This is a genomic window from Microcoleus sp. N9_B4 (assembly GCF_036701635.1).
Lineage (GTDB): Bacteria > Cyanobacteriota > Cyanobacteriia > Cyanobacteriales > Microcoleaceae > Microcoleus.
Genome location: NZ_JAUBRC010000027.1, coordinates 73,792 through 100,433 on the forward strand (window position 1 = coordinate 73,792; position 26,642 = coordinate 100,433).

General features: G+C 45.4%; 26 protein-coding genes and 3 pseudogenes. 13 read left to right on the forward strand and 16 right to left on the reverse strand.

The annotated features are described in order from the left end of the window. Positions 1 to 177: 177 nt before the first annotated feature. Positions 178 to 912, forward strand: coding sequence for a sirohydrochlorin chelatase (locus QUA43_RS18780; protein ID WP_333375833.1), 735 nt, complete (start codon positions 178 to 180; stop codon positions 910 to 912). After that, complete coding sequence (gene cobA, locus QUA43_RS18785) at positions 909 to 1,718, forward strand: uroporphyrinogen-III C-methyltransferase (RefSeq protein WP_333375834.1); 810 nt, start codon at positions 909 to 911, stop codon at positions 1,716 to 1,718. The genes QUA43_RS18780 and cobA overlap by 4 nt, the downstream gene beginning before the upstream one ends. 68 nt (positions 1,719 to 1,786) lie before the next feature. On the opposite strand, the gene QUA43_RS18790 is transcribed toward cobA, so the two are convergent. Beyond that, complete coding sequence (locus tag QUA43_RS18790) at positions 1,787 to 2,962, reverse strand: homocysteine biosynthesis protein (protein WP_333036886.1); 1,176 nt, start codon at positions 2,960 to 2,962, stop codon at positions 1,787 to 1,789. A 211-nt stretch (positions 2,963 to 3,173) separates the two neighbouring features. Between QUA43_RS18790 and QUA43_RS18795 the strand changes: the two are divergent. Next, positions 3,174 to 3,823, forward strand: a pseudogene (locus QUA43_RS18795) (Uma2 family endonuclease). 95 nt (positions 3,824 to 3,918) lie between these two features. On the opposite strand, the gene QUA43_RS18800 reads toward QUA43_RS18795, so the two are convergent. The 3 genes from QUA43_RS18800 to QUA43_RS18810 all read right to left on the reverse strand — a co-directional run bounded on the left by QUA43_RS18800 (position 3,919) and on the right by QUA43_RS18810 (position 6,189). Further along, entirely contained in the window at positions 3,919 to 5,094 is a 1,176-nt protein-coding gene (locus QUA43_RS18800) for an AI-2E family transporter (protein WP_333375835.1), read from the reverse strand. Positions 5,095 to 5,273: 179 nt separating this feature from the next. Beyond that, the gene (locus QUA43_RS18805) at positions 5,274 to 5,891 is read right to left on the reverse strand and encodes a Uma2 family endonuclease (protein ID WP_333375836.1); all 618 of its coding nucleotides are present in this window, start codon (positions 5,889 to 5,891) and stop codon (positions 5,274 to 5,276) included. Positions 5,892 to 6,000: 109 nt separating this feature from the next. Continuing rightward, entirely contained in the window at positions 6,001 to 6,189 is a 189-nt protein-coding gene (locus QUA43_RS18810; RefSeq protein WP_332984302.1) for a hypothetical protein, read from the reverse strand. A gap of 214 nt (positions 6,190 to 6,403) precedes the next feature. On the opposite strand from QUA43_RS18810, the gene QUA43_RS18815 reads away from it, so the two are divergent. Both QUA43_RS18815 and QUA43_RS18820 read left to right on the forward strand, forming a co-directional pair. Next, positions 6,404 to 7,738, forward strand: a complete 1,335-nt coding sequence (locus QUA43_RS18815) for a class I SAM-dependent methyltransferase (RefSeq protein ID WP_333375837.1) — start codon at positions 6,404 to 6,406, stop codon at positions 7,736 to 7,738. A gap of 99 nt (positions 7,739 to 7,837) precedes the next feature. Continuing rightward, positions 7,838 to 8,011, forward strand: a pseudogene (locus QUA43_RS18820) (pilin); the annotation flags it as partial. A 147-nt stretch (positions 8,012 to 8,158) separates the two neighbouring features. Here the strand turns inward: QUA43_RS18820 and QUA43_RS18825 are convergent. Then, complete coding sequence (locus QUA43_RS18825) at positions 8,159 to 8,299, reverse strand: hypothetical protein (RefSeq protein WP_333375838.1); 141 nt, start codon at positions 8,297 to 8,299, stop codon at positions 8,159 to 8,161. Positions 8,300 to 8,422: 123 nt separating this feature from the next. Continuing rightward, entirely contained in the window at positions 8,423 to 8,545 is a 123-nt protein-coding gene (locus QUA43_RS18830; RefSeq protein WP_333375839.1) for a hypothetical protein, read from the reverse strand. 18 nt (positions 8,546 to 8,563) lie between these two features. On the opposite strand from QUA43_RS18830, the gene QUA43_RS18835 reads away from it, so the two are divergent. The 5 genes from QUA43_RS18835 (at position 8,564) to QUA43_RS18855 (ending at position 14,362) form a co-directional block, all read left to right on the forward strand. After that, complete coding sequence (locus QUA43_RS18835; RefSeq protein ID WP_333375840.1) at positions 8,564 to 8,845, forward strand: hypothetical protein; 282 nt, start codon at positions 8,564 to 8,566, stop codon at positions 8,843 to 8,845. Between the two features lie 93 nt (positions 8,846 to 8,938). Beyond that, complete coding sequence (locus tag QUA43_RS18840; protein ID WP_333375841.1) at positions 8,939 to 10,258, forward strand: methyltransferase domain-containing protein; 1,320 nt, start codon at positions 8,939 to 8,941, stop codon at positions 10,256 to 10,258. 114 nt (positions 10,259 to 10,372) lie between these two features. Continuing rightward, the gene (locus QUA43_RS18845) at positions 10,373 to 10,906 is read left to right on the forward strand and encodes a type IV pilin-like G/H family protein (protein ID WP_333375842.1); all 534 of its coding nucleotides are present in this window, start codon (positions 10,373 to 10,375) and stop codon (positions 10,904 to 10,906) included. A 109-nt stretch (positions 10,907 to 11,015) separates the two neighbouring features. Then, complete coding sequence (locus tag QUA43_RS18850) at positions 11,016 to 13,256, forward strand: O-linked N-acetylglucosamine transferase family protein (RefSeq protein ID WP_333375843.1); 2,241 nt, start codon at positions 11,016 to 11,018, stop codon at positions 13,254 to 13,256. A gap of 59 nt (positions 13,257 to 13,315) precedes the next feature. Continuing rightward, the gene (locus QUA43_RS18855; RefSeq protein WP_333375844.1) at positions 13,316 to 14,362 is read left to right on the forward strand and encodes a PDDEXK nuclease domain-containing protein; all 1,047 of its coding nucleotides are present in this window, start codon (positions 13,316 to 13,318) and stop codon (positions 14,360 to 14,362) included. Positions 14,363 to 14,404: 42 nt separating this feature from the next. On the opposite strand, the gene QUA43_RS18860 is transcribed toward QUA43_RS18855, so the two are convergent. From QUA43_RS18860 to QUA43_RS18890, 7 genes are all read right to left on the reverse strand, one after another. Then, the gene (locus QUA43_RS18860; RefSeq protein WP_333375845.1) at positions 14,405 to 16,639 is read right to left on the reverse strand and encodes a methyltransferase domain-containing protein; all 2,235 of its coding nucleotides are present in this window, start codon (positions 16,637 to 16,639) and stop codon (positions 14,405 to 14,407) included. 90 nt (positions 16,640 to 16,729) lie between these two features. Further along, positions 16,730 to 17,182, reverse strand: coding sequence for a tetratricopeptide repeat protein (locus QUA43_RS18865; RefSeq protein ID WP_333375846.1), 453 nt, complete (start codon positions 17,180 to 17,182; stop codon positions 16,730 to 16,732). Positions 17,183 to 17,359: 177 nt separating this feature from the next. Next, on the reverse strand, positions 17,360 to 17,512 hold the full coding sequence (locus tag QUA43_RS18870) for a hypothetical protein (RefSeq protein ID WP_333375847.1): 153 nt from the start codon (positions 17,510 to 17,512) through the stop codon (positions 17,360 to 17,362). 115 nt (positions 17,513 to 17,627) lie between these two features. Continuing rightward, entirely contained in the window at positions 17,628 to 18,404 is a 777-nt protein-coding gene (locus QUA43_RS18875) for a Uma2 family endonuclease (RefSeq protein WP_333375848.1), read from the reverse strand. A gap of 191 nt (positions 18,405 to 18,595) precedes the next feature. After that, complete coding sequence (locus QUA43_RS18880) at positions 18,596 to 20,074, reverse strand: MlaD family protein (RefSeq protein ID WP_333375849.1); 1,479 nt, start codon at positions 20,072 to 20,074, stop codon at positions 18,596 to 18,598. 125 nt (positions 20,075 to 20,199) lie between these two features. Next, on the reverse strand, positions 20,200 to 20,574 hold the full coding sequence (locus QUA43_RS18885; protein WP_333375850.1) for a four helix bundle protein: 375 nt from the start codon (positions 20,572 to 20,574) through the stop codon (positions 20,200 to 20,202). A gap of 79 nt (positions 20,575 to 20,653) precedes the next feature. Beyond that, the gene (locus QUA43_RS18890; protein WP_333375851.1) at positions 20,654 to 21,436 is read right to left on the reverse strand and encodes an ATP-binding cassette domain-containing protein; all 783 of its coding nucleotides are present in this window, start codon (positions 21,434 to 21,436) and stop codon (positions 20,654 to 20,656) included. A gap of 164 nt (positions 21,437 to 21,600) precedes the next feature. Between QUA43_RS18890 and QUA43_RS18895 the strand changes: the two genes are divergently transcribed. Beyond that, the gene (locus tag QUA43_RS18895) at positions 21,601 to 23,001 is read left to right on the forward strand and encodes a gluconeogenesis factor YvcK family protein (protein ID WP_333375852.1); all 1,401 of its coding nucleotides are present in this window, start codon (positions 21,601 to 21,603) and stop codon (positions 22,999 to 23,001) included. 90 nt (positions 23,002 to 23,091) lie between these two features. After that, positions 23,092 to 23,541 (forward strand): tRNA (adenosine(37)-N6)-threonylcarbamoyltransferase complex ATPase subunit type 1 TsaE, encoded by a 450-nt coding sequence (gene tsaE / locus QUA43_RS18900; RefSeq protein ID WP_333375857.1) that lies wholly within the window; start codon positions 23,092 to 23,094, stop codon positions 23,539 to 23,541. Between the two features lie 16 nt (positions 23,542 to 23,557). Here tsaE and QUA43_RS18905 read toward each other — a convergent pair. From QUA43_RS18905 to QUA43_RS18915, 3 genes and pseudogenes are all read right to left on the reverse strand, one after another. Continuing rightward, positions 23,558 to 23,892, reverse strand: a pseudogene (locus QUA43_RS18905) (DUF5615 family PIN-like protein). A gap of 3 nt (positions 23,893 to 23,895) precedes the next feature. Beyond that, positions 23,896 to 24,237 (reverse strand): DUF433 domain-containing protein, encoded by a 342-nt coding sequence (locus tag QUA43_RS18910; protein WP_015174644.1) that lies wholly within the window; start codon positions 24,235 to 24,237, stop codon positions 23,896 to 23,898. A 55-nt stretch (positions 24,238 to 24,292) separates the two neighbouring features. After that, positions 24,293 to 25,621, reverse strand: a complete 1,329-nt coding sequence (locus QUA43_RS18915; protein WP_333375853.1) for a dihydroorotase — start codon at positions 25,619 to 25,621, stop codon at positions 24,293 to 24,295. Positions 25,622 to 25,710: 89 nt separating this feature from the next. On the opposite strand from QUA43_RS18915, the gene lepB reads away from it, so the two are divergent. Continuing rightward, positions 25,711 to 26,319 (forward strand): signal peptidase I, encoded by a 609-nt coding sequence (lepB, locus tag QUA43_RS18920; protein WP_333375854.1) that lies wholly within the window; start codon positions 25,711 to 25,713, stop codon positions 26,317 to 26,319. Positions 26,320 to 26,642: the final 323 nt, after the last annotated feature.

Sequence of the window (26,642 nt, forward strand, 5' to 3'; positions counted from 1 at the left end):
CGCCTTCTTTTGTAAGGTGTGCGGCTTAGAAACTTTAAGCCCAGTGTTGAGTAATTTTTAAGCCGCGCACCCTAGGATATCGAACTTTTGTGTTGAGTAATTTTTAAGTCACGCGCCCTACGGTGTTATAATTATTTGAAATTCGGCTCGAACATTAACATCCTATCTATATTGAAATTGCGATCGACCTATTTATTAGTTTCTCACGGCAGCCGCGACCCCAGACCCCAACTAGCTTTGGAAAACCTAGGTCAACTGCTGTCTCAAAATTTGGCTGACTCGTTCCCCGCAGTAGCAACCGCCACCTTAGAACTCGGGCCCGCACCGCTGCACGAACAAATTTGCAGTTTTGGCGAACGTACCCTGTCCCTGGGACTGACAGAATTGCAAATCCTGCCTGTATTTTTATTGCCGGGAGTTCACGTCGCCGAAGACATACCGGCAGAGGTGGAAATTGCCCAAAAAACTTTTGGTGACAAGCTAAAAATTGCATTGCGCCCGCATTTAGGTTCCCAGGAAGCAGGCTTAACAAAATTGGTAAAAAGTCAGATGGAAGAGGTGACTTTTCTCCCCAATCTGCTATTGCCAAAATGGATTTTATTATCTCACGGCAGCCGTCGGCCCGGAGGTAACTCGACAGTTGAGGAAATCGCCAGCAAACTCGGTGCGCTGACAGCTTATTGGTCGGTCAAGCCGAGTTTGTCAGAGCAAATTGACAGTTTGGTTCGTGGTGGACAGCAGCAAATAGGGATTGTGCCATACTTCTTATTTAATGGAGGAATTACAGATGCGATCGCCAAAAATGTCGCACAGCTAAAGCAGCAATTTCCTGCGGCGGAACTTCATCTCGCAAATCCTCTAGGCGCAAGTGTACAATTAGCAGACTTAATTGGGAATTTAATTCAAAAATGAACCCCAGAGGCACAGAAGAGGTAAAGGAAGAAAGAAAAATGTCTTTAGGAAAAGTGTATTTAGTAGGTGCGGGGCCCGGAGATCCGGGTTTGATGACCTTGAAGGGAAAAGCTCTGTTAGAGTGTGCCGATGTGGTGATTTACGACGCTTTAGTCAGCCCTCAAATTTTGGCAGCAATCAACCCCCAAGCAGAACGAATTGATGCGGGAAAACGCAAGGGCCGTCACTCGTTAATGCAGGACGAAACAACTCAGTTAATGATAGAAAAAGCTGGAGATAATGCGATCGTAGTTCGTCTCAAAGGCGGCGATCCGTTTATCTTCGGCCGCGGTGGCGAAGAAATGGAAGAGTTGGTAAAAGCTGGAGTGTCAGTAGAAGTCGTCCCCGGCGTAACTTCTGGGATTGCGGCCCCTGCTTATGCGGGAATTCCTTTAACACATCGATCGTACAGTTCCTCTGTCACCTTTGTCACCGGTCACGAATCAGCGGGAAAATATCGACCGGAAGTAAATTGGCAGGCGATCGCCCGCGGCTCGGAAACCATTGTAGTATACATGGGAATCCACAATTTGCCTTACATTATCGGCCAGTTAACAGATGCAGGATTGAGTGCAGAAACGCCCATAGCCTTAGTGCGCTGGGGAACGCGGCCGGAACAAGAAGAATTGATCGGGACTTTGGGTACAATTGTAGAGCAAGTTGAGGCGATCGGATTTGCAGCACCTGCGATCGCAGTAATCGGAAATGTCGTCAATTTGCACTCGATATTGTCTGGCTGTCGGCCAGTTTCTCAGACGGTAGGATAAGCGGGAAAATTGGGTCAATCCTGGACGCATCAATGACAATTCGTGAGTTTATTTAGTCTAGGAGTTGTCTATTCCAGCCTCACTTGGGCACCCCACAAATCTTGCGGGAGAAATACTCTGTCGGTGGGTAGGGGAGCAACTGGGGCCGTGAGGGTAAATTGACCCGCTTCAATTTGCTGCTTCAATTCCAATGCTACTTGCCGGGAGAGAAACATACTCGCAAGGGGGGCGGCCCGCACAGGTTTGCCCTCTATCAAAATGCGGCCAGTCTTTAATTGAGCATAGCTGACTAAACCGAATGTGGGACGAACGCGCCGGGGGATAGAGAAATCTACCACCGGCGCTACTATTTTTTTGTCTGATACTGCACAGTGGGCGACGACTGTTTCGTTTAAGACTGGAAAGGGGATGCCGACTCCCAGCATCAGGGATGGGCCGTAGTTTTTGAAGTAGCACCCGCGCACCCATTTGGAGTTCATCTGTTTGGCGTCGCCGATTAGTGCGAGGGTAGCGGCCGGGCCGATGGGGGTGCGGTTGGGCTGGCGTTTTTGCAGCGGGAAGTGCTGGGTTCCTTCCCAGGTGATATAGCCCTGAGCGCCTCCTAGGAAGATGCGGGTGCCGATGCCGATGATTTCGAGGTCGGGGTCGTTGAGCAGGGGAGACATGGCTCCAAGGTTCGAGTAGACGGCGTTGCCGAGGTTTGGTTGCAGGGGGCCGAGGTAGGTGAACAGCGGTCGATCGCCCCCGTTGACGCCAACAATAAAGTTTTGATATGCGTTGCGGGGATTGAATAAATAAAACTGGTTTATTGTATCGCGCGTAATCGTCGTTTCAAAGGAGGCGCGGGGGTAGCAGTCTGTTACTTGCCCCAAGGCTCGCAACTGCACGGGTTTCCCGGCAATCAGGTCTTCGATGACGTGTCCGCCGCCCCGTTCGCGGGATTCTTCGCCGTCTTCGGCTACTTGGGTGGCTCCCAGGTACAGGTCTACTGCCCCGAAGCCGGAGTAGGCTAAAACGCCGTCTAGCCAGCACTGGCGGATTTTTATGGGCGGGTCGGTATGGCCGAGGTTGATGATTGCACCGGAGGATTCCATCGGCTCGAAGGTGCCGGTGGTAATCACATCGACTTCTTTGGCGGCTTGGGTAATGCTGGTTTCTTGAACTCTTGTTTTGAGTTCTTCGATTGTCCAGACTGTGGCTTTGCCCTGGCTGATTTTATCGTTGATTTCGTCGATCGATCGCATATATTTTAGATTTTAGATTTTGAATTGATTGATTTTGAATTGATTGATTTTGGAGTGATTTTGATTTGGGATTGATTTGGGATTGATTTGGGATTGATGGAATGTCGATCGAGCGAATGCTGTTTTGGCGATCGACCTCGGTTTGATAACACAGCAAAATGCTATAACAGATATCAGGATTATATTATAAATAAAATAAAGAGCGATCGCCATGACTCAAGCGATATTAAAACCAGTCACCTTCGATGAATTTATTGACTGGTATCCTGAAAATTCGGTAAACGGTTACGAACTGCACAATGGAACTATTGTTGAAATGCCTAAAGCCACCGGAGAACATTCAGAGGTAGCCGGCTTCCTTTGCCTGAAGCTAGGGATTGAAATCGAGAGACTGAAACTGCCCTACTTCGTTCCCAAAGAATGCGTTGTCAAAGCTGATAACGAGCTATCTGGTTACGAACCGGATGCGATCGTTTTGGACAGGCAAGGGACGGACGGCGAACCGAGATGGAAAAAGGAATCTATCATTACAATGGGTAGTTCTGTCCGGCTAATTGTCGAAGTGGTCAGTACCAATTGGCGGGATGATTACGGCTACAAATTAGTGGATTACGAACCTTTGAGAATTTCTGAATAGTGGATTGCGGACTATTTGGGACTTGCGGCAGACGCTATATTGGCAATCCCAAACAACCTACTTTTTCTGTTTACCAGTTGGTTGACGGTGAGTATCAAGTCAGTCTGTTTAGAGGGAAAGAGCGGGTTTTGTCGCCCACATTTGGGCAGTTGAATTTAACGGTTAAACAGATTTTTAGCGCTGGCAGAGATGCGGTAGAAAATGCGAGTGTTGAAGATAGTTAGTCTAGGGCTATTCCCCCATTTTTACTAAATTTGTAGGGAATAATTCTATCCTATAAGTGGGAATCCATAAACACTTTACTCCTTACAACTCTTAATTATTGATTTTCAGGAGCGTCATTTTCAGAATGATCGGGGATGTCTGGTTTCTGTTCTGGTAAATATTTTTCTGGCAGGGTTTCGGTGACTCCTATAGATTCATGTTTTTCATTGATAGCAGAATCGATTGCTGCTAAGGTTTTAGGACTGGCACTCCACTGGTTTAGAATATCTTTAATGAGGGCTTCCCTAATCCAAACTTGAGCTACAACGGTGAGGGGGAGAGCTAGCAATAATCCTAAAAATCCAAAGAAGGTGGCGAAGAATACTTGAGCTATTAATGTTACTGCTGGCAGCAGTGATACTTGCTGTGCCATGACGTAGGGGGTGAGGACGTTGCTTTCAAACTGTTGAATTAGAAAGTAAAGGATTAGGACAAAACCTGATTGTAAGGGAGAATCTAAAAGTGCGATCGTCATTGGGGGGATGACGCTCAGAGTGGGGCCTATATTGGGAATTAGGTTAAGAAATCCTGCTACTACAGCGTGAGCTAGCGGTAGGGGAACTTGCAAGACTGACAGACCAATTAAGCTCAAAAAAGCAATCACACTCATGCTAATGAGAGCGCCGATTACCCATCGACCGAGAGCTATTTCGCATTCATCTAAGATGCCATCCACTCGTCGCCGATAAAAAGAGGGAAATAGCTGGATGAATGCTTTGCGGTAAGATAGAGGTTCTGCTAATGTCATCAAGGTCAAAGCTATGACGAGCAAAAAGCTGAGGATAACGCCTAATGTGTTGCCGACAAAGGCTCCTGCACCGCCGACGAGTTGGTTGAATAAAGGTTGCAGTTGTTGCATGATGTCGTTAACATCAAGATTTGGTAGCCGCTGGCCAAATTGTCCTGAAAAGCGACCCTCAAATTGATCAATCCACTGATTTAATCTTTCTATTCCTTGAGGGGCTCTTTGGGTAAGTTGTTGAAACTGTTGGGTAAAGGGCGGTACAATTATCAGGAATAAGCCTACGAATACGAGGATTAGGAAACTAACTGATAAGAGTACGGCGATCGATCTTTTGAGTCCGAATTTTTGTAAATACCGTGCTAGTCTGTTTAAGGCGGTGGCTAAGACGACGGCGGCAAACAGCAGCAGTAGGGCCTGCCTGATTTGCCACAGGATGTAACAAGATGCGATGAGGGCTAATAAGCCCATCCACTGTCCTAGCTTCATTAGATTTTAGATTTTAGATTTTAGATTTTAGATTGAGGAATAGGGTATTGGGAATTGCAGCTTGGTAATTGCTCTGCAGCCCAGAAGCGATAAATCGCATCTCTATAAGATACCTTAGATGCGGGCGATCGCATCTTTAATCGGATACCTCTACTCGGACATCAGCATAAGCAGCCTCCTCAATTCCCTTTGGCGAACACCTGCTGCGCTGTCAGCTTCAATTCGGGGAAAGTTCGGGACTCAATACCCTCGCCGCCTCTGAACAATTTGACTTGGTATTCGCCGTCAATTAGTTGGTAAACCGAAAAAGTGGGTTGTTTGGGGTTGCCAATAAACCGTCTGCCGCCCAATCCTAGATAGTCTATAATCCAATATTCTTGAATACCCATTGACTCATATGCCTCAAGCTTTAGGGCATAATCATCACCCCAATTAGTGCTAGTTACCTCGACGATTAGGGGGACTGTTGAACCCATTGTGATAATTGATGATTTTTCCCATCGCGGCTCGTTTCCAATGGTTTGTTCGTTAAGTACAATTATATCTGGTTCATATCCCGATTCCTCGCGCATGGGTTTGATGACGCATTCTTTGGGGATGAAGTAGGGTAGGTTTAAGCGTTCTATTTCGAGAAATAACCAGCCGCTGGTAAAACCGGCAACTTTAGAATGTTTACCTGTTGCTTTTGGCATTTCAACAATTTCTCCATTGTGCAGTTCGTAGCGGTGTTCGGAATTCTCAGGATACCAGTCAATGAATTCATCGAATGTTACTAATTCAGGTATAATTTGAATCATGGTGAGTGCCTCAACTTTGGTTTTGATAAGCTGTACGGGGAATTAAGATTTTGGCTAAAACATAGTCTTTAGACCTAGTGTAGATCGATCGCACTTTTTGATTGCGTCTCTACTGCTGCTGTTGGCGCGATCGCCAGCCGAGGATCGCAGCTAAGATGATACTGGGGGTAAAGACGGCGATGAGGGCGTTGAGGTCGGTAGAGGGTATCGATAAGCTAGGCCCTGCGTACTTGATGGCGAGGGAAAGGGCGGCGGAGAGGGTAAATACTTTGAGGATGGGGCTGATGTTGGTGTTCATGGAGGTGGTAGTGGGTTGTATAATTTGTTTTTGCGCGGGGGCTGGAAATATTGACCCTCACTATTATGCCCAGTCCCTGCCGTTGTGCCGCGTGGGCTTTGGGCAAAAGTGCGATCGCAACTACCTTTAGGGCGCCGCGTAGATTAAGATACCTTCTCATCCTAAAATTAACGTATGTCACAGCGCAATTTGTTAGTAGCGGGAGCAATGTAGAATGAACAACCAAAAATCTGACATCGTAGAAAAAATTCGCCAGCAATTTAACAGCGCTCCTTACCCGAGAATCCCACTCGAACAATCTCCTAAAGATAACTACCAGCTTCTCTATATTCATAACCTTATAACACCTTACTATTTAAGAAATCAAACAGTTATTGAAACAGAAGGAAAAATTATTTTAGATGCAGGCTGTGGCACCGGCTATAAATCCTTGACTTTAGCAGAAGCCAATCCCGGCGCTAAAATAGTTGGTATTGACTTATCAGAAGAATCGGTTAATTTAGCCCGTCACCGTCTCGAATATCATGGGATTGAGAATGCAGAGTTTCATGTGCTTTCAATTGAAGATTTGCCTGAATTAGGATTAGAGTATGACTATATTAATAGTGACGAAGTTCTTTATTTATTGCCAGATATAAAGGCGGGATTGAAAACACTTAAGTCTGTGCTAAAAGATCGGGGAATAATTCGTGCTAATTTCCACAGTTCGCTACAGAGGTTTGCCTATTTTTGGGCTCAGGAACTTTTCAAAATGATGGGATTGATGGACGAAAATCCCCGAGAGTTAGAAATGGAATTAGCCCGAGAAATTATGACCGCTTTGAAAGATGATGTCCTTCTCAAGAGACTCACCTGGAAGCCCGATGCCGCCCAGAGTGAAGAGTGGATGCTAATGAATTATTTATTTCAAGGCGATAAAGGCTACACTATCCCTGAAATGTTTTCGGCACTGCAAGCCGCTGATTTAGAATTGGTCAGTATGGTGAATTGGCGGCAATGGGACTTGCTCCATCTTTTCAAAGAGCAAGACAATTTACCTGCTTTTCTAGCCATGAGCCTGCCAGAAATTTCTACAGAAGAAGGGCTGCATTTATGTGAATTGTTACATCCCGTCAACCGTTTAATTGACTTTTGGTGCGCTCATCCCGATAGGGCACAGCCATTTGTGCCGGTTGCTGAATGGACTTTATATGACTGGCAGGATGCGCGGGTACACCTGCATCCTCAGCTAAAAACTCCCCAGGCCAGAGCAGACTTGATCCAGTGCATCACTAGCCAACAACCCTTCGAGATTAGCCGTTATGTCACTTTGCCCGTTTTAGTACCTATCTTCCTAGAAAGTAATATGGCTGCTTGCTTGCTACCGCTTTGGGAGGGCGCTTGTCCTGCGAAGTCCCTTGTGGAACGCTGGTTAAAGCTCAAACCCCTGCATCCCGTTACTCTAGAGCCTGTCAGCGAAGAGGCAGCTTGGGAGGAAGTTAAAGAAGTCTTGAGTAGGCTGGAAGTGTTTCTTTACTTGCTTTTGGAGCGTTCACCCCGCCCTAGCTAAGTTTTTTTAGTACAGGGTGATTTGAGAAGGAACGAAAGTGAGTAAGTTACATTCAGGAGTTAGAAATCAAGCACCCCACCCCTCAAGGAGAAACAAACCATGAAAACTGAATTAAAAACCAAGTTCCTGTAACACTTCAATCAAAGAAGACAAGATAAAGGTTTTACGCTCATTGAACTGTTGGTATTTATCATGATTATCGGTATTCTTTCGGCTATTGCTTTGCCTGCATTCCTCAACCAAACAAACAAAGCCAAGCAATCTGAAGCCAAGCCAAGTAGTATATCGCCTCGCTCGACAAGGGTCAGCCGGCTTACTATGCTGAGATGGGAGTCAAGGGTGATATCACGAAGTTCTGTTCCAATACTGGAATTTGTGTGGTTCCAGATTCTGCTATTGCTTAGTGATTTTCCGCATTCATTAGTGATTTTCCGCATTCAGCTTAATTGGATATTGAATCTGTGGCAAAATATCGCTCCACTGGCTTCGATTGAGGTTTTTTAATAAAATAATTTCCTGTTCTGCGTTAATATCTAAATCTTCTTCCATCAAAAGATTCATCACAATCCCTCAGACAATTAAACTTGCATTTAACTCGGATTTTTCTAAAGTTTCGCTCACATCTATTAAAAGAGTTAGGAAATCGCGATCGGGATGATTTACCAGACTCCTAATAATTAGTTCTCACTCTAAATAAAGAGATTCTTCGGGTTGGTTCCAATCAGGAAAAATTAGCAAATTTAAGGGTTTCAGATTTAAGGTGGCTAGATTCATGTGATTGTCTGTCTCATCTATATTGCTGGGCATCGAGGGGTTTTGGTGTGAGTGTTCGATCGCCCCTGGTTTAATTTAACTCGTCTTTGGGCGCGATCGCCCTCCATCCCCTATCTTGGCTGTTGGCGCGATCGCCAGCCGAGGATGGCAGCTAAGATGATACTCGGAGTAAAGACGGCGATTAGGGCGTTGAGGTCCGTAGAGGGTATGGATAGGCTAGGCCCCGCGTACTTGATGGCCAGGGAAAGGGCGGCGGAAAGGGTGAATACTTTGAGGATGGGGCTGATGTTGGTGTTCATGGACGTGGTAGTTGGTTGGGCGATCGGTTTTTGAGAGTATTATTGCAAGTATGTGTTGCGGCCCGGCGGGCGATCGGCGATTTTCTGAGATACTAAGGTAATTTGCCAGCGTTGAGTGTAATTGAACATGGATCACCAAAATTTAGAGTTAATAGAAAACATTCGCCAGCAATTTGACAATACTCCTTATCCCAGAATCCCGCTGGAACAATCTCCAAAAGACAACAGTGAATTGCTCTACCTTCATAATCTTGTCACTGCTTACTACTTCAGAAATAGAAAAATTATCAATACAGAAGGTAAAGTTATCCTGGATGCGGGATGCGGCACCGGTTATAAATCCTTGGTTTTAGCTATAGCCAATCCGGGAGCGAAAATAGTAGGAATCGATTTATCAGAAGAATCTGTGAAACTAGCTGAGCAACGTTTACAGTATCATGGGGTTGCTAATGCAGAGTTTTATGCTTTGAAGATAGAAGAATTACCAAGTCTAGGGTTACAGTTTGACTATATCAATGCTGACGAAGTTCTGTATCTTTTGCCCGACGCTGTTGCTGGATTGCAAGCAATGAAATCGGTTCTGTCTCCAGACGGAATTATCCGCACCAACCTTCACAGTTCAAATGGTAGAGCCGGAGTATTTCGCGCTCAAGCTGCTTTCAAAGCAATGGGATTAATGAATGGCTCTCCGGGAGAATTGGAGATAGAAATAGTCCGGGAAACAATGGAAGCATTACAAGATGAAGTAGGGCTTAAGGCATTCACCTGGAATTCCGATCGCGCGCAGGATGAGGGATGGATTATGGCTAACTATTTATTAGTGGGTGATAAAGGTTGTACCATTCCTGAAGTGTTTGCTATGTTGAGAGGTGCTGATTTAGAGTTTATCAGTATGGTGGCTTGGCGCAGGTGGGAGTTGATGGATTTGTTCAAAGAGCCAGATGATTTGCCTCCGTTTTTGGCGATGAGTCTGCCAGAAGCTTCTCTGGAAGAGCGGCTGCATTTATTTGACTTGTTACATCCCCTGCACCGTTTGTTTGATTTCTGGTGCGGCAATCCCGATCGGGCTCAGGCTTTTGTGCCAGTTGCGGAATGGACTCAGGCTCAATGGCGGGAAGCACGGGTACACCTGCACCCTCAATTGAGGACTTCCCAGGTGAGGGAAGACTTGAGTAATTGCATTGAGAGCCAGACGCCGTTTGAGATTAGCCGTTATATTATTGTGCCAACTCTAGGGCCAGTCGCGATCGAGAGTACAATGGCGGCTTGTTTGCTACCTCTTTGGGATGGGCCACAGTCTGTGGTGTCGATCGTGGAGAAGTGGCGATCGATCCGCTCCCTGAGCGGTGTTAACCTAGAGTCTGTTAGTGAGCAGACTGCCTTTGAGGAAGTCAAGGAACTGTTGATTAGGCTAGAAGTCTTTCTGTATGTGCTTTTGGAGCCTTAGAGCTAGGATTTGAAAAAAAAAATAGTTTGGGGTGATATTAAAGCGCCGATAACTGGGTAAGTTACATATAAGAGTTAGAAATCGAGCATCCCACCCCTCACGGAGAAAAGACTTATGAAGACTGAATTTAAAGCTAAGTTCCTGCAACACATCAACCAAAGAAGACAGGATAAGGGTTTCACACTGATTGAACTGCTGGTTGTTATCATCATCATCGGTATTTTGTCTGCTATTGCTTTGCCTTCCTTCCTCAGTCAAGCAAACAAAGCCAAGCAGACAGAAGCCAAGCAGTATATCAGTTCCCTTAACAAGGGTACGCAGGCTTACTATGCAGAAAACACCAAGTTTACAACAGATGTCGGTGTGTTGGGTCTTGGTCTCAAAACAGACACCACCAACTATACATACACCCTTAGCGATGGTGGTACGGGCACAAACGGCGGATCAACTTCGGCCGCTACCCCTAAGAATCTTACTACACTGAAGGGATATGGAGGAGCCGTAGCAGTGACACTCCCCGATGCTTCAGGGGCTTCAGGCACACAGACAATCCTTTGTGAAACGACGGGGGTTGGAGCTCCTGCAACTATTGCTCTTGCTGGTAGCAGTAGTGTTTGTCCCGCCAGTATGACGCTTGTTACTAAGTAACAGCTTAGTACACAAGCCATGCTTGTGAAAAAGTACGAAAAAGCGGGTTAGCGTTATCGATGCTGCCCGCTTTACTGTAGATAGGAAACTGATTTTTTTGGCTGAGTTTATGATTTCTGACAATTTATTAGCACTGGCGCCCGATTGGCAGCAAACAGCCGAGCAACTCCTGCTTAAAGAAAATTACGCTCAGGCAGCAATCCTCTACGAACAGGCAATTACAGAGCAACCAAGCGTTAAATCTTACTACTGGCACTTAGGATTGATATTGCTGTTGCAAGAACAAGAAGCAGAAGCTCAAACAACTTGGCTGCTGGCAATGGCTGAGGGTGAATCTGAAGAAATTGAACTCTGGACCGCAGAACTGTTACAAGTGCTGGAAGCTGAGGCTGAACGACAACGGCTGGATTTGGTAAATTATGAAGTAGCTTGGGCGATTCGGCAGCACATCCGAGAAATCAATCCTGGGGATATTAATAACCTGTTGCATTCGGTGGGACTTTCCATCCTGCGGAAAACTTACAGAGGTGAAGAATCAGACGCTTTGGGCACGATCGTCGAGCTTCTGAAGTCCGAGCCTCCAATAGCATTAGACTACGACCTGTTGCTGCAAGTCTGGAAGACCGTTTTAGATGTTGCTCCATTCCACCCTTCATCATTTGAATTTACAGAAGCTTGTTTTAACCATGTTAAAGAACCTCTACCTGTTATTGAAAATATACTTTACTTTGCTTATGACATCGCATATTCAGGAAAGCAATTTCACTTAGCGACCCGTTATGTGGAACTCGCCTTGCGGTTAGAAGCTAAACACCAAGAAGTTTTGCGGGCATTGGCTAGTTTTTACCAAGATATAGGAAATTTTTCTAAAGGGATAGAAACTGCTAAGATTTGCTTCTCAGTGATGGAACAGTTGGTAGATAAAATTTTTGCCAATCATTTGCTGCTGCGCGGACTGATGCTGGCTGGTGGTAATTGGGAAGATGCTTGGTCAGCCTTTGAGACACACAAATTAATGATGAGGGCTATTATTGAGGAAGCTCCGACTAATCTGGATTCGGCTGCTGCGCTTCGCTTGATGAGTTCGTTATTTTTCCTTCCTTACTTTGAAGATCGACCTCAAGAAGCTGGGATAATTCGCATCCAAATTGGTAATCTTTTTCAAGCAAATGTTGAAAATTATGCTAAGCCAATAGTAGAGAAGTGTCGCCATCGCTCGTTGCCTCTGCTTCAGGGAGGTAATGAAAAAAGACGTTATAAAGTTGGTTATTTATCTTATTGCTTACGTAGCCATTCTGTAGGATGGCTGGCACGCTGGTTGTTTGAACATCACGACCGCGATCGCTTTGAAATATGTGCTTATCTAATAGGAGCAAAACTGACAAATGATCCCATTCAGCAATGGTATATTGGTAAAGCTGACCAAGCTTATAAACTAGGTATTTCGGGTATTGAAGCTGCTGAAAAAATTCACGAAGATGAAATTGATATATTGATCGATCTTGATAGCATTACGATGAATACTAACTGTGAGGTAATGGCAATTAAGCCTGCCCCTGTACAAATTAGTTGGCTGGGGTGGGATGCTTCTGGCGTACCAAATGTTGATTACTATATTGCAGATAATTACGTTTTACCCGAATCAGCACAGGATTACTATGCGGAAAAAATATGGCGATTGCCTGCCACTTATCTAGCAGTAGATGGTTTTGAAGTGGGAGTGCCAACGGTTCGACGGGATTCGCTGGATATTCCTAGCGATGCCGTCATATACTACTGCAGTCAGATGGGATACAAATACAATCCCAACACAGCTCGGCTGCAAATGCAAATTATTAAAGCAGTCCCGAATAGCTACTTTGTAACTAAATGGTTTGCTGAGCAAGAATCGCTAAAAAACTTTTTTATTCAGATTGCGGAATCAGAGGGGGTGAGTGCGGATCGCTTGCGATTTTTGCCTCACGCTCCTTCAGAGGCAGTACACCGGGCTAATTTAGGTATTGCTGATGTGGTGCTAGATACTTACCCCTACAACGGAGCTACAACCACAATGGAAACTCTCTGGATGTGCATTCCTTTGGTGACACGAGTAGGGCAACAGTTTTCTAGTCGCAACAGTTACGGAATGATGATGAATGCGGGTATTTCGGAAGGGATTGCTTGGACTGATGAAGAGTATGTCGAGTGGGGAATTCGCTTGGGGAAAGACGCAGCTCTGCGCCAGCAAATATCCTGGAAACTGCGACAGTCACGACAAACTGCTCCGCTGTGGAATGGCAAGCAATTTACGCGAGAGATGGAGAAAGCATACGAGCAAATGTGGCAGATCTATCTGGACAAAAATCGTTAATTACCTGGACATAAATTTGTCAGCTATAGCAATCTTATTTTACAGGAATTGTTAGCCCTATGACCAATAATCTGTCACCAGAAGTCGCCTATGACGAGTTTTTACGCGATTTAAAGGAGCGGATTAGACAAGCTCAAATTCGTGCTGCACTGGCTGTCAATCGTGAGTTAGTGCTATTGTATTGGCAAATAGGGGTGGATATTTTACAGCGACAACAACAGCAAGGTTGGGGTGCTAAAGTCATCGATCGTCTAGCTACGGATCTGCGCTCATTTTTTCCAGAAATTAAGGGTTTTTCATCACGTAACCTGAAGTATATGCGAACTTTTGCTGAAGCATACCCTGATGAGCAATTTGTGCAACAGGTTGTTGCACAAATTCCTTGGGGGCATAATGTCCGCATTTTGGAGACAGTTAAAGACTCAGCCGAGCGCGAGTGGTATGTGCAACAAACAATTCAGTATGGCTGGAGTCGGAATGTGTTAGTTCATCAAATAGAAAGCAGGCTGTACAATCGGCAAGGAAAGGCAATTACTAACTTTGAAAACACTCTCCCTAAACCGCAATCAGAACTAGCCCAACAACTCCTAAAAGACCCCTACAATTTTGACTTTCTTAGTTTGGGAGAGGAATCACAAGAACGCGACTTAGAGCGTGGCTTACTCAACCACATCCGCGATTTCTTGCTAGAGTTGGGAGTTGGATTTGCTTTCGTGGGCAGCCAGTACCATTTGGAAATTAACGGAGATGATTTTTACATTGACCTGTTATTTTATCACTTGCGATTGCGTTGCTTTGTGGTGATTGACCTTAAAATAGAAGAGTTTAAGCCAGAGTTTTCGGGAAAGATGAATTTTTATGTTTCGGCAGTGGACGACCTGTTACGACACCCTGACGATCGACCGAGCATTGGTATCATTTTGTGCAAGAATAAGAACCAGACGGTTGTAGAATATGCCCTGCGCGATCTGAACAAGCCGATGAGTGTTTCGACTTATCAACTTAGGGAGGCTTTACCTGAATATTTGCAAAGTAGTTTACCAACGATTGAGCAATTAGAAGCAGAGTTATCTGCGGTCTCACAAGAAACAGATGAGGAAATATAGATGCTGTAGCAACAAGGACTTAAGGAAACAGAGGATGGAATTTTATATTTTTAAGCTGTCTAATTCAAATAAGGCTATGTTCTGTGCTTTTGCGTGAGCGATCGCCTCTCTATTCTCATTCTCCAATACAATTCTCCCATGCAGGCGCGGCATCAGAACTGACCACTGACTTTCGCTCAACTGTCCAATCAGTGAAATTTCTGGCACATCAGAAACATCTAAATCTTCTTCCATTAAAAGATTCATCGCTACGCTTGATAAAGCAAGATTAGCATCTTCGTCAGAAATATTGCTGGTGTCTACTAAGAGAGCCATCTTGCTTTTGTCTGGGTGAGTTGCGATCGATCTCACCACTCGTTCCAATTCTAAACCCAGAGACTCTTCTGGCTGCGTCCAATCTGGAAAAACAATTAGATTAATATCTTTCAAGTTTAAACGCACTAGAGTTGCGTCAACCAGTGCTGAACTAATCGTTTTCGCCATTTTTGACCAAGAGAACTTTTTAGCTTGTTCCAATCCAGCCGCAATTAATGAGTTGCGAACCTTCGGTTTTTGTACCTCGCAAAGTGCATTAGCCAATCCATCAACATCATCATCATTCACATATAATGCCGCTTCGCCTGCCACTTCTGGAAGAGAAGAATTAGGACAAGTAATGACGGGACAACCGCAGGATATCGCCTCCAGTATAGGCAAGCCAAATCCTTCATATTTCGATGGATAAACCAGTGCCACAGCACCGGCATAAGCTAATCTCAACTCCCGATCATCAAGTTGAAGCTTGTGAACTACAGTACCTAAAGTATAATTTCTCAACTCTTCTTCTAATAAAGCTCCACTCCCCGTACATACTATTTCAAAGCCTTGTTTGCTGGCAAGTTGAGCAAAAGCGCGGAAGAATAAAATAGAATTTTTATGACCCAACCCACCACCAACACACATAAAGTATGGTTTTGAAATCCCGTACTTAATTTGAAAATTCCTCATCTCTTCTGGACTGGCTGGTGAGAAAAGGCTTTCTACTCCACAGTAAGCGACTGTTACAGGGTCTTCGGCAATAGCTGGAAAAAATCTTACTAAGTCGCGTGCTGTATTTTCTGAAATAGCAATGTATGCAGATGCGTGGCGAATTCCATAATGCTTTTCTCGCCACATAGGTTCATCAAAATTAGCTCCTAAAACTTCAGGAATCATGTCATAAGCCATGAACACAGAAGGGGTTGATACTGGCGTTGTATAGTAAGTGGAGATAAATAAATCTGCACCTTCTTCATCGCAGACTTGCTGTAACATTTCGCGGTCAGCCTCTGTTTTACTATAATCATAAGCAGGCACGGTGTAATACCTAATTCCCGGAACTTTTGGCGATGTCCCCACCCTATCCAATACAATTATGTGCTTTGCAAAACCATTTTCTGCCCATTCTTCTAGTAGCGACCTCCAAACACGGGAAATTCCTGTTTTGTACATTTGAAAGAATACACCGTCAATCAGGATTGTTAACCCGCTTCGCGAGTCGCCTTCCTCTTCTATTTGAGCAAGTTGTATCTTTGCTGGCTGTTGAATATTAGTAATTTGGCTAACAGCTTTTAAGAAGTCATTCTGTAAAAGCGACGCTTTATTAACCGCTGCTAATCCTCCTTTTGCCAATTGTTGAAATAAATCGTCCGGCAATTCTTTTTCTGTTAGTAAATGCAGAGACGAACCATTTGAGTAGAAATTGAGATTAAATTTAGTAGCAATTATGGAAAGAGCTTTAGCTGTGTAAAGAGAAACGTGCTGACCTTCGTGAAGCACGTAGTACCACCACTCATCAGGTTTAGGATTGCTTTCTGGCAGCAATTCTGTGCTCAATAAAATATTTCGGGATTTTTTTAACAAATTTTCCAGCTCATCCATGGGGTGAACCAGATGCTCAAATACTTCAAACGCCGTCACTAATTCAAATTGGTTATTTGCGGCTGCATTAATCTCAAATCCTTGAGCAAATATGTTTTGACAAAACTTATCTAGCCAGTAAAAGTCAAATCCGGCATCTCTCATCAGCCTGACAAATAGGCCGTAGCCACCACCGTAGTCGAGAAATCTTGACTGATGATTAAAGAAGTTAAATAATAAATTTTGTGTTATTTGTGAAAATGACAAATTTCTGAACGCTAAGCCAACATCACTGCTCGCTATTGGCTGAGAATAAGCTTCCTCTAACCAGTATGGTTCCTCAGTTTGAACAAATCCGCAGTTTGAACATTGAAAATAATCTACATCATATTTTCCCATAACTTTACCCTGGGCCAAATGATGGGAATCAGATTCGCAAACTTTGCATTTAACTGGCATATAATATAGTAAATGTTTAACTTATTGTAACTAATTATTCGCTTTATTTTTTCCATCCATTTGCTGTCGCGCTTGTCCCAACAATACCTTATAATCAGCTCTGTCAGGATTTAACTTCACCAACTTCTCCAAAGGCTCGATCGCCCCCACCTGATTATTCATCTGCAACCGCACATTTGCCAACCCCTCCAGAGCCGTCTGATTCTGCGGTTCCCGCTGCAAAACCGTCTCATATCCCCGTTCCTGCGCCGCCAGCAAAGATTCCTGAGAAACTGCTACCGGAGCAGATTTTTGTTGGTGCTCGCTACTCAAACCGCTGCCGAACAGACTCACCATACCAAAAATTGCCGAACCACCAAAGCCAACCATTGATACTAAGGCAAAAATCTGCTTAGTTCGATCGCCCTTACGAACCCGACTATCACTAGATTTTTTCTGTGTACTTTCCATTGCTAAGTCTTGGCCTCGCTGTTTTCCAGGCACTCAAGAAGCGCCTATCTCTAGATTGCCCAAGTTCGATCGCAAAACGATCGCCCTTCGCCATTGAAAATTTGGAACCAATTATAGCCCTGCACAAAATCTCATATTTGTCAAGGACATTTAGGTGACAATAACACGCGGACGATCGAGATCGATCAAGCGCGATCGCACCCTTACTTTTTAGCCGTTACTCTCTGACATTTCGCCAAACCGATCTCGGTAACGCGGTAGCAAAGATGTGAGTTCAGGAGCACGCTGGCGTTCCGCTTCTAGTGCTGAGGCTAATTCATCAGAAAGCCGATCTAATTTTTCTTCTAATTTTGTTGCAGTCATGCCGCTCGCTCCTTAATTGTGGTTATTTTTAATCTAAAACGCCCTTGCTGACTCGATTGTGCAATCAAAATGGGATTGGATTAAGGGCAGAAAGGCCGATAGACCTCCCACACCTTCAAATGCCATCAGGATCGATGCCTTGGCTTCTCAAGTATGCCATTAGTCGATCGGCCCTCTGGCGTTCCTCTTCGGCCCTCTGGCGTTCCTCTTCGGCGCGCTGGCGTTCCTGTTCCACCCGTTCCGCACCCCACAGCAGCAAATTGCCATTCTCATCCCACCAGCGCAACCAGTAACCAGTTCTCTGAGATTTTTCACCTTCCCAAACCCCCAGAAATAAACCCATTGATTCTATCCAGAATCGCTGATTAGCATCCGGTTCTTGCAATTCGTATTCTCCCGAAGTCGAGAGTCTGTACACTTCCAATACTCCCGATTTAGGTTCAAAAATTACATAAATTGGTACTTGCAAAATTCGCTCATAAAACCGCCATTTTCCGTAAGGATATGTCGGTTTATTTGAATATTCACTACCGTCAGTATCTGATAAAAATTCCATCACTACAGCAGGTACTTCTCCCTCAGCATTGCGCGTATAACTGCGGCGAACTTCTCCTGGTTCTGCTGGCAATACCGAGGGAACGTACACCCAATCCGGTGCTTTTACTACTGTTTTGTCGTTAACTTTGGCACAGAGTCCAAAATTGGAAGCTATTAGCATTGAAGCTAGGATAAATCCTGCGAGATCCAAGGCTTCTCGCAGGGCGGCGGCTAAAAGTGGTTGGTCGATGTTTTCCACAGGATCGTCTGGTAATTTAAAGTCGTCTGGCAATTTTTCCCAAGTGATAGTATACTGGGTTTTGGTTGCGTCCGGTTTCGATAATGTTGGCGTCATTGGTTTTCCTGGTTTCGAGAGCAAGAGTTTTTTGTTAATAGGATTTGGACAATATCTTTAATGCCTAGTGCGAAAGCGGCACCTTATTGAATAGCTGTAATCGGAGTGCGTATTGCCCACCTTACTAAATAGAGGATGTCGCGAAGTTTGCAATTGCAGTTATTCAATTATACCCTGTTTTAAGGGGTATTTTATGGCTCTACTGGTTCTGCTGACCTGGCAGTTTGAGAAGGTATAACAGGCAATTTTTGCTGTTTGTTCAAGCTGGGAAATCCAGGCTCTACTGATTGATTTCTGGCACGTGTACTCGCATTTACTTTCTCAGAAAGGGGAGCTAATGTTTGAGTCACTTTAACTTGCTGTCGCAGTTGTTCTGTCGAACCCAACAAGCCTCCCAATCCGTTGAACAACCTGCGAATATTGTTGCGGAAAGCCGGATCTCCTGTCAAATCATCTACGTCGGAAGTAATTTTCTGCACGTTCTGAAATGTAGCTCGTGCTGAATCTAGAGTTTGCTGCAATAATAGCAAAGTGGCGGGATTGTTTACCTGGCTGGATAAATCTCGCAAACTACCAGAAGCTTGGGCAGCATTCGCTGATAAAACTTCTAAATTGTTCAGCAATTGTCCTTGGTTGATTCGATTTATTGTCGGACTCAAACTGCTAACAGCTACCCGCAGTTCCTGACTGCTTTGATTGATGTTATTCAGAGTTGAGACTAAACTGGCGCGGTTGGTTGCGACTAAAGAATTGAGTTGATTAGCTGTTAATGTAACTTGATTGGCTGCTTGAGTTACTGAATTAGCAGAAGTTATTACAGCGGCAGATACGGCTTTTGTGGATGTGTCCGCCGTAGCTGCTACTTTAGAAACATCAGCGGCGACTGCTGATATTTCCGTCTTGAGCGATTGATTTAAGGTGCTTGCTTCTCCCTTTAATGATTGATTTAAGGTGCTTGCTTCTCCCTTTAATGATTGATTTAAACTTGCTATTTCGGTTTTTACCGATTGATTCAATGTCCCAATATCTCCCCTGACAGATTGATTTAAAGTTTTTATTTCGGATTGGGCAGCTTGAGTTAAATTCGATAAATCTTGAGTGAGTTTAGCTGCACCTTTAGCTGTGTTGGCTGTATTCTCTGCAATTGATTTAATATTGTTGAACAGCGCGGGGTCAGTGTATAAATTAGCTAGGAGGACTGTGGATCGAATTAGTTCGTCGATAGTGACTCCAGCTTGACCTTTTAAGCGCGAATTTTGGCAGATAATCTCTGGGGGACAGTCGGCACTAACTGGATTTGCGGTAAGTAATGATTCTGGCAAAATCGAGTTGGGGGTAATGTCGATCGACGATTCGCCAATTAAACCGGATTTATTCGCTTCGATCACCACATCCCGGGGAATCACTAAAGTACCGGGGGCAATCTCCAGCGTCACGTCTACGCCGTTGGAACCCGGTTGGAGGGCGGTAATTTTACCGACTGCAACCCCGCGATACCTGATGGGCGTACCTATTTGCATTCCTTGGGCGCTGGCAAATTCTACGGCGAATTTGTAGCTGCGGTTCCCTAGCTGCACGCCTCGCAGCCAGAGCACTAAGCCACCAAATAAACCGATTCCTACTAAAATTAAGAACCCGACAGAACCTTCTCTTACAGTTCGCGATCGCATATTACCTCATTAGGCAGTTGGCAGTTGGCAGTTGGCAGTTGGCAGTTGGCAGTTGGCAGTTGGCAGTTGGTAGTTGGCAGTTGATAGTTGGCAGTTGGCAGTTGGCAGTTGGCAATTGATAGTTGTTAATTTTTGTCTGATGTGTTGCCTATAGATTTTAGATAGGCGTTTAGCCTGGGCGACAGTTCGTCAATAATTGGTTTGAGTATTTCTACTTGCGTAGTTGTTAGTAGTTGCCTAGTATAAGCCCGTCTCAACCAGTGCTTTGTTTCATATAAAGAACCTCTGGCAATCTTGATAAATCTCCGATGATCCTGATAGCTACCTCGACCATCTCCTTCAGCAATATTAGCACCAATACTATCAGCCGAGCGAATAATTTGCTTGCCGACCGTATCTTTTGCTAGTGCGTCCCATTTTATAACAATATTCCAAATTTCATCAGCTAATTTTTCAGCTAATTTATAAACATCTAACTTCTGAAAGTTTGTTTGTGACATATACTATCTCCCAACAATACAAACAATTAACCACGGCCTACTGACAACTGACAACTGCCCACTGACAAGTGACAATTGACTATCCAATCACTTGAATCGGCCCAGTAACACTGCCGCTAAAAAATTGTCTGATCAGTAAATTATCTGTCGATGCAATGTCATTGACAGTTCCCTCCCACTGCACTTTGCCTCGATAGAGAAACACGATGCGATCGGCAGTGCGGCGGATGGTACTGTCTTGGTGAGTGACGATCGCATAAGTGCTGCAAACACCTTGGGCCGCCTGCAAGTCGCGGATTAAATCTTCAATTACCGTCGAAGCGATCGGATCTAAACCCGCCGTCGGTTCGTCGTACAGCAAAACCTCTGGATTATCCCTGTCATTATCAGGATTCGCCATGATAGCGCGGGCAAAACTTACCCGCTTCCTCATTCCCCCAGACAACTGCGCCGGATAGCGTTCGCCAATTGCCGGCAAACCCACCATCTCCAGCTTTTCCTCCACCAATTCCCGAATCCGGCGGCGCGGCAGCTTAGAATGCTGGTACAGTAAAAAACCGACATTCTCCTCCACCGTCAGCGAATCAAACAAAGCCGCTTGCTGAAACACCATCCCAATTCCGATCGGATCTGCCACGTCGTCCACCCATCCGACCCTGCGCTGTCCCTGAACAAAAACCTCGCCGGCATCCGGGGCCAACAAACCGGCAATTATCCGCAAAATAGTAGATTTCCCCGTCCCGGAAGGGCCAATAATTGCCAGGGCCTCTCCCCGATAAATCCTCAGATCGACTCGATCGAGGATCGGGTTCTGGCCGAAGGACTTACTTACCCCTTTGAGTTCGATTAGTGGCTCAGCCATAGGATGTTATCAATAAGTTGTCAGTCCTCAGTCATCAGTCTACCTAATGACTCATGACTCATGACTAATAACTAATTACTTCAATTGACTGCCAGAATCAAAACTCTCTTGTATTGTAAATTTGTCAGCTCGAGCTGTTCCAATACCCTTAAGACTAATTAACCATGTCAATTAGTTCACTTCCTAAAGCCCTCCGCGTCTTGGCTAAAGCCAAGCAGGTTTTTGCCAGTTCCAGAAATCCTTACGCCCCTTCTTTGCGGAACGGGCGAGTTCACCAGTGGTTTAAGTGGTTAGCACCCGGACTGTTAGTGAAACGGTGGCTGCTGATCAGTGCCAGCGGCGTGGTACTTGCCACTTTGGGTTTAGCAATTTGGACTGGGATGACTCCCATTTTCTTCTTATTGCAATTGTTGAGAAATTTTTTGGCGTGGATTGCGGAAGTTATTCCCAATTACGTGTCGGGGCCGATCATCATTGCTGGCGGGATTTTGTTAATTCTGTGGGGGCAAACTCGCAGTTTGAACTCTATTACTCAAGTGCTGATGCCCGAAGGCAACGAGGAATTGGTCGATCGACTCCTCAACCACCGCCGCTTGCACCGCGGCCCGAAAATTGTGGCAATTGGGGGCGGTACGGGTCTTTCTAACTTGCTTAGGGGATTGAAGGATTACAGTGCCAAAATCACTGCTATTGTCACGGTGGCCGATGATGGGGGGTCTTCCGGGCGGCTGCGGCGGGAAATTGGGGTATTGCCACCGGGAGATATTCGCAATTGTTTGGCGGCTTTGGCAGATGAGGAAAAGTTATTGACTGAGTTATTTCAATATCGCTTTCAGGCCGGTGATGGTTTGGTGGGTCACAGTTTTGGGAATTTGTTTTTGACGGCGATGAGCGATATTGCTGGAGATTTGGAACAGGCGATCGCCGCGAGTTCTAAAGTTTTAGCAGTTAGGGGAGAGGTGCTGCCGGCTACTCTGAGCGACGTTTCTTTGTGGGCAGAACTGGCGGACGGCCGGAGGATTGAGGGGGAGTCCAGCATTACAAAAGCTAACGGAAAAATCCTCAAAATTGGCTGCACTCCTGCTAATCCTCCGGCGTTGCCCAAGGTGGCCCAAGCACTTCGGGAAGCGGATTTTATCATTATTGGGCCGGGGAGTCTTTATACGAGTGTTATTCCGAATTTGTTGGTGCCGGAAATTGCTGATGCGATCGCCAATAGCGAAGTTCCGCGCATTTATGTGTGCAATATTATGACTCAGCCGGGGGAAACAGACGGATACAGTGTTGCAGACCACATTCGGGCGATCGACCGCGCTTGCGGCAGGCCGCTGTTCGATGCTGTAGTCGTTCAAGGAAAAGTCCCTTCTGCAAAGGCTTTGATCCGCTATTCTCAGGAGGATTCTTATCCGGTTGTGCTCGATCGAGAAGCCGTAGCGCAATTGGGGCGGCGAATTGTCATCGCAAATGTGATGGATGAAGATAAAAATACAGGTTTAATTCGCCACAATTCTCAAAGGTTGGCGGGGATGTTGCTGCGTTGGTACGGCCGCGCCCAGAACATTTAAGCTGCTGACTGTTGACTGTTGACTGTTGACTGTTGACTGTTGACTGTTGACTGTTGACTAATGACTAATGACTAATGACTAATGACTAATATGATACTTTCACTTCCAGATGCTGAAGCTACGCACAATTTTGGTTTTGCGTTAGGTCGATCGCTCCCCGCCGGCACTGTCATCTTATTACAAGGAGATTTAGGTGCGGGCAAAACTACCTTGGTTCAAGGCATCGCTGAAGGTTTAGGAATCTCAGACTCGATCGAAAGTCCTACTTTCACGCTGATTAACGAGTATTTTACAGGGCGAATTCCGCTGTATCATCTAGATTTGTATCGACTGGAACCCGAAGAAGCGGAGGCTTTGCACTTAGAAAGTTATTGGGACGGGTTAGAAATGGATTTGGGAATTGTGGCGATCGAATGGGCGGAAAGATTGCACTACAAACCAGAAAAATATTTGCAAATTTCTTTAAGTTATCTAGATCAGGGGCGGCAAGCTGAAGTGATTGGTAATGGCGACTTATTGGATTGGCAATTGGAAATTTGAGAAAAGGCGATCGAACTTACGGCGGCGGGCGGTTGACTCGAATCAATTTACCTCTCAAATTTTCCTCACCAGCAATAGCATCATTGATGCGTGTTGCCAACCTTTCTAGATTTTTATCGTCTGTACACACGATAATACCAGCATGATTTGGTTGTTGAGCGTGCAAGCGAATGAAATGCCGGCGATTTTGCGTCATAACCGCCCGATCGTTATTCACAGCAAAGGCTAATACTTCGGGTCATCATCTCCGGCATTTCCTGCCTCTTGAATAGTCAGGGCATCGTGACCGAAATTTCGCAGCAATGCCACAACAGGAAACGGGAACTGTTCATCTGCATAGAGACGTGCCATAAATTATACTTCCTGCATCATTGCTGCTGCTTCTTCTCGGAGTGCTGTTTCAATTTCTTCTGAGTTAGCCTCAGCATAAGTCCAGACATTTACTAAGTTTGCAGCATTCAACTGGGGATAAAATTGTAGAAGTTCAGCATCACTTGAACCTTGACGGCGCAAACTCACGAACAGCCAAACGGGAAGTCTAGTTTTGGCAATGCAAGCATCGCCGCCACACACGTCGGGAGTTTTGGTAATTCCTGGCCAGCTATTGTTTAAACTTTGGGTTAAAAGCCGGATGGCTTCAGCTTTCTCCGTCGGAGTTAAGGCCAGGAGTTGTGTTTCTAGTTCTTGGAGAAGCATGGGTAATATCGCCTTTGCGATGCAGGAATACCCAATTATAACACTTGAGTTAAAGTCATGCTTCCTCAGCGTCAAATGTCAATGCTTCTCCCCTCACATTTGTATCCAATTTACCATTTTCAAAAACAACTTTTCCTCCAACAACAGTCACAACTGGCCATCCAGTCAAACTCCAACCTTCAAAGGAACTCCAGCCGCACTTGCTCGCCATCTCTGCGCCGACCACCGGGCGGTAGTTCTCCAAATCAACTAATACCAAATCGGCGTCAAAACCCGGAGCAATCGCCCCTTTGTTCGGAATATTATAAGCCTTAGCAACTGCCGCCGACATCCAATTAGCAACTTGCGCCACTGTACATTTTCCCTCTACTGCTTGCGTCAGCATCAAAGGCAAAGAAGTTTCGACTCCGGGCATTCCCGACGGTGTATTGGGATACTCTTGAGCTTTTTCTGCTAATGTGTGCGGCGCGTGGTCGGTGGCGATAAAATCAATTACGCCGTCGAGTAAAGCTTGCCAAAGTATTTCGTTATCGCGGGGCTCGCGCAAAGGCGGATTCATTTGAGCGAAACTGCCAATAGTTTCATAAGCGCTGGTATTTAACAGCAAATGCTGCGGCGTTACTTCGGCCGTTACCCAACTCGGTTTTTCCTGGCGCAAAAACTCAGCTTCTTCTCCTGTCGATAGGTGCAGAATATGCAGCCGACGCTGGTATTTTTTAGAAAGTTTTACTGCTAACTCAGTTGCTAACAAAGCAGCTTGATTGTCTTGAATTTGTGAGTGAACTGCAATATCGGTAATACCAGCAAATTCTTGACGACGCTGGTTGATTCTAGCTTGGTCTTCTGCGTGCACGGCAATTAGTCGATCGCCTGCAGCAAAAATCGCCTCTAAAGTTGCTTCTCCATCCACCAACAACTGCCCGTGCATCGAACCCATAAACACCTTAATTCCCGGAGTCGGATTCGCATTCAACAAATCCGGCAAATTCTCGGGCGTTGCACCAATAAAAAAGCCATAGTTCACCAAACACTTCTCGGCAGCGCGACTTAGTTTATCATCTAAGGCAGCTTGGGTTGTGGTCAGAGGTCGCGTATTCGGCATTTCCAGAAACGATGTCACGCCGCCTTTAGCGCAAGCACAGCTAGCGGTAAATAAGTCTTCCTTGTGTTCTAAACCCGGTTCCCGGAAGTGTACCTGGGGATCAATTACTCCGGGTAACAGAGTTAAGCCTTTGGCATCTATTTCTCGATCGCCCGATTCGACAATTTCCGCAGCAACCTTGACAATTTTGCGATCGCAGATTTGCACATCTCCTACCAAAAACTCACCATTTGGCAAAAGAATGCGAGCGCGACGGATTAACAAACTTGATTGGGGAGTCATAAGATATCATTAATTGAGTAAACAGCGTGCTAGCATGGAAGCATTATTAAGTTTATAATTCGTATCCAGCTCAGTCACTACAATACCCTATGACTCGTCTAGACAAGTCAGCCGACGAAAAACCCCCGCAAGACACCGAAAATCCTTGGATCGAAGGAATTAAGACGATCGGCTTAGCAGCATTCTTAGCCTTTGGTATCCGCACCCTGGTTGCCGAAGCACGCTACATTCCCACCGGCTCGATGCTCCCAACCTTACAAATTAACGATCGATTAATTATAGATAAGGTCAGCTATCGATTCCAAGAGCCCCAGCGAGGAGATATTATCGTATTTATGCCTCCTGACCAGGCTAGTTTGTGCACGGGACAGCCGCCACCGATCAAAGATGCCTATATCAAGCGAGTAATCGGACTGCCGGGGGACAGTGTGGAAGTCAGAGAGGGAAAAGTTTTTATTAACAAGCAGCCGCTACAGGAAAAATATATTGAAGAAATTCCGCAGTATCCCTACGGGCCTGTAGTTGTACCTCCAAATTCTTACTTGGTGCTCGGCGACAACCGCAATGCAAGCTGTGACAGTCATTATTGGGGCTTTGTACCCAAGCAAAATATCATTGGTAGGGCAATTGTGCGTTTTTGGCCACTCAACCGCACAGGTTCGATCGACCCCACGCCCCTTTATCCCGCTAAAAATTAGCTACCATTCAAATCCTCGGCGGTTGGAAACCGCATCTACACAAACCATGTCCGCCTCCGCGGACTAAGAAATATGGAATTTGAGAGCAATGTGCGATGGCTTACGCCCCGCTACGCTACGATTCTTCAACCCTTGCCTTGCGGGTTTTGTTTGTGTAGACGCGGTTTCAACCGCTGGGGTTGGTGGGTTGATGGATGATATCAATATTCCGGTGACATCAGAATCAATTCAAATCCTCTGCGTCACGAGCGGTTGGTTGAGTCGATGGAAGGTATTATCCTTCGCACCTCTCAGTTAGATCCGGACGTGCTGGTTTCCCCGCA